Source organism: Gramella sp. AN32, assembly GCF_023718305.1.
GTDB lineage: Bacteria > Bacteroidota > Bacteroidia > Flavobacteriales > Flavobacteriaceae > Christiangramia > Christiangramia antarctica.
On sequence record NZ_QEYO01000024.1, the window covers coordinates 44,641 to 54,006 of the forward strand.

At 37.8% G+C, this 9,366-nt stretch carries 7 protein-coding genes; 3 read left to right on the plus strand and 4 right to left on the minus strand.

Annotated elements, in window-relative coordinates; translation table 11 throughout:
• The first annotated feature begins 14 nt into the window (after positions 1-14).
• The 3 genes from DHD80_RS18620 (at position 15) to DHD80_RS18630 (ending at position 1,967) form a co-directional block, all read left to right on the plus strand.
• Positions 15-347 (plus strand): ribonuclease Z, encoded by a 333-nt coding sequence (locus DHD80_RS18620; RefSeq protein ID WP_251742977.1) that lies wholly within the window; start codon positions 15-17, stop codon positions 345-347.
• A 28-nt stretch (positions 348-375) separates the two neighbouring features.
• The gene (locus DHD80_RS18625; RefSeq protein WP_251742978.1) at positions 376-1,284 is read left to right on the plus strand and encodes a ribonuclease Z; all 909 of its coding nucleotides are present in this window, start codon (positions 376-378) and stop codon (positions 1,282-1,284) included.
• Between the two features lie 176 nt (positions 1,285-1,460).
• The gene (locus DHD80_RS18630; protein WP_251742979.1) at positions 1,461-1,967 is read left to right on the plus strand and encodes a CAP domain-containing protein; all 507 of its coding nucleotides are present in this window, start codon (positions 1,461-1,463) and stop codon (positions 1,965-1,967) included.
• Positions 1,968-2,097: 130 nt separating this feature from the next.
• Here the strand turns inward: DHD80_RS18630 and DHD80_RS18635 are convergent, their stop codons facing one another.
• From DHD80_RS18635 to DHD80_RS18650, 4 genes are all read right to left on the minus strand, one after another.
• A complete protein-coding gene (locus DHD80_RS18635; protein WP_251742980.1) occupies positions 2,098-3,582 on the minus strand; it encodes a S41 family peptidase in 1,485 nt (494 codons plus the stop codon).
• Between the two features lie 509 nt (positions 3,583-4,091).
• Positions 4,092-5,960, minus strand: coding sequence for an OmpA family protein (locus tag DHD80_RS18640; RefSeq protein WP_251742981.1), 1,869 nt, complete (start codon positions 5,958-5,960; stop codon positions 4,092-4,094).
• Between the two features lie 15 nt (positions 5,961-5,975).
• Positions 5,976-6,872, minus strand: a complete 897-nt coding sequence (locus DHD80_RS18645) for a type IX secretion system membrane protein PorP/SprF (RefSeq protein ID WP_251742982.1) — start codon at positions 6,870-6,872, stop codon at positions 5,976-5,978.
• A gap of 13 nt (positions 6,873-6,885) precedes the next feature.
• Positions 6,886-9,366 (minus strand): HYR domain-containing protein (locus tag DHD80_RS18650; RefSeq protein WP_251742983.1); only part of this gene is annotated, 2,481 nt, incomplete at its 5' end.

The following is a 9,366-nucleotide window of genomic DNA, read 5'->3' on the forward strand; positions in this document are numbered from 1 at the left end:
AAAACTTGATTTAAATGAAGCTTACGAGGAAAGACAAATACCTGCTTATTACCAGTGAATCAGAAGAACTTACTGCATTCATTTCGAATATTACCAAAGCTCATAACGAGTTCAAAGAAGAGAATGTAATTTTCGATATTTCTCAATTTGAAAATCTTTCAGAAGAGGATTTTTTAGGTTTTTTAGAAATTTCCAGTATACATCGTGAAGGGAACAAAAGTTTTGTGATTATAAATAATTCCCTTAGTATTGATGAACTACCCGAAGAATTAGTTGTAGTTCCTAGCCTACAGGAAGCTGAAGATATAATTCAAATGGATGATATCCAGCGAGACCTTGGCTTCTGATTTTTTATTTCGGAAATAAACAATTCTCATGAAAATTAATATTCTTGGGTGTTACGCTGCCACGCCCCGCAGTTTCACCAATCCTACATCTCAGGTACTGGAGATTAAGAACCATTTGTTTTTAATTGATTGTGCCGAAGGAACTCAGGTGCAGCTAAGAAGAAATAAGATCAAATTTTCCAGGATCGAACACATCTTTATTTCGCATTTACATGGGGATCATTTTTACGGGCTTATTGGTCTTGTTTCAACCTTTAGATTATTGAACAGGGATAAAGACCTTCATATATACGGGCCCAAAGGAATTAAGGAGATTATTACACTCCAGTTAAAATTGGCCAATTCATGGACCAATTTTCAATTATACTTTCATGAACTTACCTCCAAAAAAAGCGAGGTGATATTTGAAGATGATAAAATAAGTGTTGCTACCATCCCATTAAACCATCGTATTTACACCAATGGATTTCTATTTAAGGAAAAACAGGGAGATCGGAAACTTTTAATTAACGAAGCTGTCGAGCACAATATTGATGTGAGCCTATACCGAAGTTTAAAAAAAGGTAAAGATGTAATTTCTGAAGATGGGAAGCTCATTAAAAATGAAATGGTCACTAAAGAGCCGCCTCCACCAAAATCATATGCTTATTGTAGCGACACTGTTTTTTCAGAAAGCATTGTCCCCATCATAAAGAACGTTACTGCGTTATATCATGAATCCACTTTTTTAGAGGAACAGGCCGAATTAGCTGCACCCACAAAACATTCTACAGCTAAGCAGGCTGCGCTGATTGCTAAATTGGCTGAGGTAAAACTTCTTATTTTAGGGCATTATTCTACGCGCTATCCTAATATTCAATTATTCAGGGAAGAAGCTCAAACTATATTTTCTAATATTGAATTAGCTGATGATGGAAGAGAAATAATCGTTGAATAGTGTAAAGCAATATTTCTCATTCTTACCTTTTAATCGAAATATATAAATCACGTAGAAAGTTATTTCCTACAATTTAAGTTAAATTTATCATAAAATTAATAGTAAATTTAAGCTAATCAGGTTATTAGTCGATGTTTTAGGTATATTTATCCTTTCTGAATCTAATGACCTGACCGATGAAAAACATTACTACAGTAGGATTATTTTTATTAGCATGTACTTTTTTTCTTACATCATGTTCCAAAGAAAGTATAGATGAGCAGGTAACCTCATACGATCAGGTAGCCACCAGAGCAACAGATTATAACTACGATCTTATAGAAGTCCAAATTTTAGAGGAAATCAATATCTATAGAAAAGCAAATGGTTTGGCAGACCTTAAACCATTAAAGGAATTATCGATTGAAGCAGAAGACCACAATTTTTATATGATAGATGAAGGTGTAGTAAGTCATGATAATTTTTCTTTTAGAGCTTCTTATATCATGAATGCTACCGGAGCAAGAGAAGTAAGCGAAAATGTTGCCTATGGCTATAGAACGGCAGACGCTGTTGTAAAAGCCTGGTTAAAAAGTAAAGAACACAAGCAAAATATTGAAGATAGCCATACACACTTCGGAATTTCAGTTAGACAGGATGCCGAAGGTAAAAACTATTTCACCAATATTTTTATAAAAAAATAACCGCAAGTTTTGTTTCCCCCCAAATTGAAAAAAAGGGTTCCAGGCTAGAGGCTGGCCCCTTTTTTTACTATTACAGAATTAGCTGAAAAAGTCCCGTTTTGAATGGGACTTTTCAGTTTGACAAGTGTTGTTATTGCAGTTCGGGAACTTCATCAATATACATTTCCTGAAAATTAAAGCCTTTCATTCCACTCTCACCTAGCAGCATAAATTTATCCCCTTTCCCATTTGAAAGTAGTTCCTGTGATCTTTGCGCTCTTCCCAGAATATCATTAAGAGCTAGCTGCAGTAAAGGTTCATTCTCATCACCTAGCATTCCTAAATTATTCAGGTCTTCGCGATATTCAATATCTGGTGCAAGACCGTTTACATAATCTGTTCTTCCGGCAGAATTGATAGATTTAAATACCAGAGGTTGTACAGCATATTTATGATTTGGATTCACGTTTTGTTTTTTGAAATTTGGGCTATCATATAAGGTAACGGAAGCCTGAAATTTTCCCACGGTATTTGTACCTATCTGAATTATATCTATATAGGGATCCAATCCGTTAATGACCAATTCACTTGCAGAAGCACTGGAAGGGGAAGTAAGCACATAGATTTTATTTAAATTAAGACTATTGATCGTCGCCCCATTTCTAATTTTAGAATCAAAGCGATTAATGATGCTTTCAGGATCCTGTCGTTCCAGATAACTTTGATAATCCTGGTTCCATTGTTCTTTCATAAATACTTTACCTTCAAACTGACCGGTGATCATACTGGCCAAATCTATCGCCGAAACTACCGAACCACCACCATTGTACCTTAAGTCGAGTATGAAATCGGTGATGCCATTAGCTTTAAAATCCCCAAATGCTGTATTTAGCTCATCATCAAAATCTGATATAAAACTCGTATACATTAAATAACCTATTTTTTTTCCTCCCATTTCGAAGGTTTTGGCTAGTAAAATTGGGTTGGAAGTATAAGGATCATCTGTTAATGTCACAGTTTTTTCTGTCATATAAATCCTGTTGTCCTCGATCTTTCCAATATTTATGGTAAAAGAATCTGCATTTAAAAGGTTGTTAAAATTAGAAGAGGTCAATTGAGTTCCATTAACTTCTGTGAAAACTGTACCTCTGGTTAATCCTGCTTCAGCTGCAGAAGTTCCCGGGAGAACGTATCGTAAATAACCAAATACATTATTGGTACCGCTTATTTGCCCTATTCCGTATTTGATGCCGGTACTACCGCTAATTCCCTGAAAACTGTTTTCCAGATCACTATAATTATCAGTTAAAAAACTGAAGCGGTCGTCCTCATATTTAAGGGCATTAAAGAGCTTTTCAGGAGAATTGTGTCCAGCTAAAAAATCATATTTTTCATTGTCATTGGAAAAATAATTATCGGTAAGTTCCGGAACTTCAGCTTTATAAAGGTAGATATCGTTAAGACCACGATATATAAAATCTTCAATTGCTATTGCCGGATCCACACCGCTGGTGTTTTCGTTTTGCTGTTCTTCAGTAAAATTTGAATTCGTGTTTAGGGATTCTTCATCTTTTTCACAGGAAGCAAGTAAAAAACCTAAAATAATTACCGGAATCCATTTCTTTATTAGTTGCATAGCACAATTTTTTAAGAATTCTTTATAACAAAGAGTCATCAATTATGCCAGAAATAGAAATAACAATATACTTAACTAAGACAGAGAATAGTACAAAAGCGAAAAAGGTTCAGGCTAGGGGCTGAACCTTTTTCTTTGCATCGATTGGTTGGGGTCGATTTGCAATTGTTAATATCTTAAGAAAATCCAAGCCTTTAATCTAAATAACTCCCAGACGGCTCTACTTCGGGCCCGCCTGCCGGACGGGCAGGGTTTCCCCTTTACCTCTCCTTGGGAGAGGTCGGAACTGCTTTTTCGCAGTTCCGGGTGAGGTAAAATACAAAATTTCGTTTTTTGAATCAGAGACCAAAATGAAACTGACGAAATACCTCTATGGCTTTGCTTTGAGGATAGTCGGTTTCAAGAAATTTTTTATTTAAAATTAAAAGAGAAGAGTCTTTTTAGCTTTAACCTTCAGCATTTGCTGAAAATAATAGGGGGTGTAAAGCCTTTAAACTCTTCTCCAGTAATTAATTTTTCATTTCTACTACACTAAACATAGACCTTCTGTTTAATTGATGGTCTTTTTCTGAACACCTCTCACAGTCTATGGCCGGTTTGGTTTCACCAAAACCTTTATATTCCTGTATTCTTTCCGCAGAAATTCCTTTAGAGATCAGGTAGTCGTATGTAGATTTCGCCCGTCTTTCGGCAAGTTTTTCATTATAAGCATTGGAACCTCTCCTATCTGTATGAGAACCAATGGCGATTACAAGTTTAGGATAGGTATTTTGCATTAAATTAACCAGTTTGTCTAATTCAGTAGCGGCATCTGGCCGAATATTCGATTTATCGAAGTCGAAATAAATATTGTCAATTTCCGCCAGATATTCCACATCTGCGATTGGATCCAGCTGAATGTCATATATCAATTCTTCGTGATCATCCTGATTTACTGTATTTACGGTTCCATTAAAAGTTTCATACTTAATTTCCTTGGCTTCAATAGGGAGTTGCTTTTCTCTGGCAACTATCGTTTCATAATAGCCATCTTCATTAGTTTCCAGAAATACAATTTGTTCATTATTCTCATCCATCAACCTTAGCGTTGCCGCAGCAATGGGTTCCCCATTCACAGCATCTGTCACTGTACCTTTTAAAGTTAAAGGATTAAGTTTATTGAAGCTCATAATGTTATCGCTCCCGCCTTCGCGGTTGGTAGAAATATATCCTTCTTTGGAATCGCTTACCTGAAAATAGGCAAAATCATCCAGGTTGCTATTCATGGGTTCGCCTAGATTTTCAACGATAGCATCTTCATCTAGATCGATTCTGAAAATATCGAATAACCCAAGTCCCGGATGGCCGTTTGAAGAGAAATATAAAATCCCGTCAGCATCCATAAAAGGGAAAGTCTCGTCAAATTCAGTATTTACAGGTTCACCTAAATTCTCGGGTGCACCAAAAGTTTTATCTTCATTGATGGCGACCTTATAAATATCGGTTCCACCGATTCCGCCTGGCATATCTGAGGTAAAATAAAGTGTTTTACCATCTGCGGAAAGGCTGGGATGACCAATAGAGTAATCGTTGCTGTTGAAAGGAATTTCTTTAACCTCTTTCCATTCCGCTCCCGTTTTCGTGGCTGAATACAATTTTAAGTGGTTGGTCCTTTCTTTATCTTTTTTCCCTTCTTTATTATCAAGGAAATTATTTCTGGTAAAATACATGGTATTCCCATCTGGAGAAATCACTACAGGCCCATCATGTAATTTTGTATTGATATCCCCGGTTACCGGACTAACTGTTCCGGTAGAATCTGTTATATACACATCAAGAAATGGTTCCCCATTCCAGCTATAAATTTTATCTTTTTCAGCAATTCCCTGTGCTCTGGCAGATACAAAGTAAATTTTTCCATCTTTTTCGAATACCCCGAAATCACTCATTTCAGAATTAAAACCACCATTTTTTAACTTGTAAATGATCATGTTCCTGAATTCTGCCCCTTCGATCATTTCTTCGATATCGTTAGATTCCCTGCCGCTATCTAAATACTTCTGAAGGTATTCCCTTGATTCATCATATCTTTTAACTCCACGAAGTGCCTGGGCGTATTTGTAATAATATTCCGGAGAGATTCCTTCTTCTTCAATCACATCGCCATAATAGAAAACAGCGTTTTCCGGACTTCTAAGCATCATGTAAGCATCACCCAGTTTTTTACTATTTTCAGAAACATGATAATCCTTCTCGATTAGTTCCTTGTAAACATCGGTAGCTTCCAGATAAGCAAATTCTTTGAAGAGCTTATCAGCTTTTTTCTGCTTTCCACTCTGGGCCTGAGTTAGCACCGGGAGAGCAAAAAAGATAATAAACAGATAGTAATATTTTCTCATAATAGTCAGGTTAAATTAAAAGAATCGAGGCGATTTGTACCTGGTATTTTTGAATCTGAATTCATAGATCAGCAGGAATTCATGTGATCCCGAAGTATAAGGTTGAATATCTGAAATTGAATATTCATAAGCATATCCCGCTCTAAAACCCGGGAATAACTGAACATCCAGAAACGCACCTACCGCATCTTCCAAACGATAATTCGCCCCAAGATAGAATTTTTCATTAAAGATTGCAGTTCCGGTAAGATCTAGGGATAGCGGTGCTCCACTGGTTGCCTTAACCAAGGCCGAAGGTCGCAGCTTCACATTATTGCTTACATCAAATACATATCCTGAGGTAAGATAATAGTGAACCTGTTCGAGTGCTTTAAATTCTTCAAGACGATTATTGTCTTTGTTGATCATTTTTGGAGCGGAAAATCCTACATACCAGTTTTGAGCTGAAAGGTAGGCACCCGCACCAAAGTTGGGCGTCCATCGATTAAAATCATCAGAAAAGAAGGGATCACTTCCAACCGTTGGATCATCCAGGCCATAATAATAGGCTCCGGCTTTTAAGCCTAATCTCAAACTAATATCGGCGCTAAGATCCACACGATAAGAGAAATCTCCATATACAAAGGTGGTATTCTCATCTCCAATTTTATCGTTGATCACAGATAAGCCTAAACCAATCTTATCATTTCTCAGGGGAGAGTGTATAGATAAGGTTTGAGTTACAGGGGCTCCATCTACACCAACCCATTGGTTCCGGTTTAAAGCGGTGATGGAGAACCCGTCCCTGCTTCCGGCATACGCCGGGTTAATAGAGATAGTATTGTACATATATTGAGTAAACTGAGGGAGCTGTTGCGAAAATGCTGGGGCTGCAACAAATAAAATCAATATGATTAGATAAACTTTTTTCATGGTTTCCCTTTTTTTATTTAGTTCCTAAGTAAATATAACCTTGTATGGGCTGGAAGTCGTTATTTCTGAATTCTACAATGTAGAAGTAGGTTCCAGAAGGAAGCTGGTTAGAGCTAGTAAATGAACTATCTGAATAACCATCCCAGTCGTTTTGATAATCATTGGCTTCGAATACTTTCGCACCCCATCTGTTAAAGATCTTCACATCATAAGTAAAGCCACAACTGTTAACAGGATCTACTTCAAAAGTATCATTGATCCTATCCCCATTTGGCGTTACCGCTTTGGAGATACTATCTCTTATATCTTCAGTGCTACATGCTAACACCACACAATCATTATTAATAGACACGGTAACCAGGGTACTTGACGGACAGTTTCCTTCTACCTGATAGGTAAACTGATATGTTCCAACTTCAAGTAGGGAAGGATCAATAAATCCATCATCCAGAGCACCAGTATTATTGGTATCTACAAACATTCCACTATCATCGTAATCTCCCAATAGCAAATCAAACAGATCATACACTGAATCATCTACACAAAGGTCTATAGTATTTGTCTCAATAGTTGCGGCTACAGGCTCGTTTATAGTAACTTCAGTAGTATCTGAAATTTGTCCCAGACTGTCCATAGCTGTTACCTGATAGGTTCCGGGAGCAAGGGTTTCGAACAATCCGCTTTCCTGGTAGTTCTCCCCATCAATGCTGTAAGTAAGTCCGTCGATCACAGTAACTAAAATTGTTCCTGTTGGCAATGCACATGTTGCCTGGGTTACTTCAACATCTGGTGCTGTTGGAGCTGGTGCAGGATCATTTACATCTACAGTTACAGTAAAGCTACATGTGGTAAAGTTTCCAGATGCGTCGGTTACAGTATAAGTTACAACTGTTTCTCCCACAGGGAATTCTTGACCGGAAGCAATTCCGGAAGTAAGTTCAACCGTTGTTCCTTCACAATTATCTGTAGTGGTGACAGTAGCATAGTTTACAACCATACCAGTTACGCCATTTTCAACATTTACCGTGATACTATCTGGACATTCTATTGATGGAGCATCATTATCGACCACAGTTACGGTGAAAGAAGATGTTGCTATGTTGCCGTTATTATCAGTAGCGGTATAGGTTACTTTGGTAACACCAACCGGGAATACAGTTCCAGGCTCCAGTCCTTCTGTAAGGATTACACTTTCTACTTCGCAATTATCAGTAGCGTTAGGAACAGTAAAGTTTACAATGGCTCCACAAATTCCTGCATCAGTATTAGTAGTGATATTGTTTATATCATCAATTACCGGAGCTTCATCATCAGCAACTGTTACTTTAAAACTACATGTTATACTATTACCTGCTGCGTCTTTTGCCGTGAAAGATATAGTTGTTATTCCTACCGGAAAAACCTGTCCCGATTCTAAACCTGCTGTTTGCTCTACAGTAACATTCCCTGAATTATCCAAACCAGAAGGAGTCTCAAAGTTTACAACTGCTCCACAAACACCTGCATCTACATTTTGATTAATATCAGCAGGGCAGGAGATGGTTGGATCTTCATTGTCCTCCACAGTTATGGTAAAGCTACATTCTGAAGTATTTCCAGATGCATCGGTAGCGGTGAAAGTAATAGTGGTTACCCCAATTTCAAATTGAGATCCTGAAACAGGTCCGCCGGTTTGTTCAACACTAACGGAACAATTATCAGTCGCTGTGGCATTTTCAAAATCGACAGTGGCATAAGAAACCCCGGTTTCAGTGCCCACAATTATAGCTGACGGGCAGCTAATTTCAGGAGTTTCATTATCCACAACTGTTACGGTAAAACTTTCTGTCGAAATATTATCATTAACATCGGTCACGGTGTAAGTTACGGTTGTTTCCCCTACTGGGAATACAGAACCTGATTCAAATCCTTCGGTAATCTCTACTGAATCAAGTTCACAATTATCAGTTGCTCCAACCACCCCGAAGTTTACAACGGCTCCACAAATAGTAGGGTCATTGTTTACGGTAATGTCATTCATTTCTTCCAGAACCGGAGCTTCGTTATCTTTTACAATTACGATTTGCTCACAGGAAGATAAATTTCCAGTAGCATCTTTTACCGTCCATGTTACCACAGTCTTGCCCACTTCGAAAATCTCAGGAGCATCGTTCGTGATAATTAAGTCTTCATTGGCGGTACAATTATCAGAAACTGTTGATATACCAAGATCAACCTGAGTTGCCTGACATATTCCTTTATCTGCAGATACTTCCATTAGATCAGCAGGACATGTAATGGTTGGTATTTCGGTGTCTGTTATATATATTACTTCAAGGGAATCTTCATCAGTACACTGGCTATCCTGATTGGTGATCAGTACGGAATAGTCCCCGGCAGTGGCTACTTCAATAGCAGCAGTAGTGGCCCCGGTGTTCCACAGGTAATCAACATTGCCGGTAGTGGTGGCATCTAAAATGATACTTTTGGTCTCACAGTTTAATTCTTTGTTCCC

Bases quoted from the DNA above. Each gene is read 5' to 3' on its own strand.
- DHD80_RS18645 (WP_251742982.1), bottom strand. From the start codon at position 6,872: ATGAAAAAAGTTTATCTAATCATATTGATTTTATTTGTTGCAGCCCCA.
- DHD80_RS18620 (WP_251742977.1), top strand. From the start codon at position 15: ATGAAGCTTACGAGGAAAGACAAATACCTGCTTATTACCAGTGAATCA.
- DHD80_RS18640 (WP_251742981.1), bottom strand. From the start codon at position 5,960: ATGAGAAAATATTACTATCTGTTTATTATCTTTTTTGCTCTCCCGGTG.
- DHD80_RS18630 (WP_251742979.1), top strand. From the start codon at position 1,461: ATGAAAAACATTACTACAGTAGGATTATTTTTATTAGCATGTACTTTT.
- DHD80_RS18625 (WP_251742978.1), top strand. From the start codon at position 376: ATGAAAATTAATATTCTTGGGTGTTACGCTGCCACGCCCCGCAGTTTC.
- DHD80_RS18635 (WP_251742980.1), bottom strand. From the start codon at position 3,582: ATGCAACTAATAAAGAAATGGATTCCGGTAATTATTTTAGGTTTTTTA.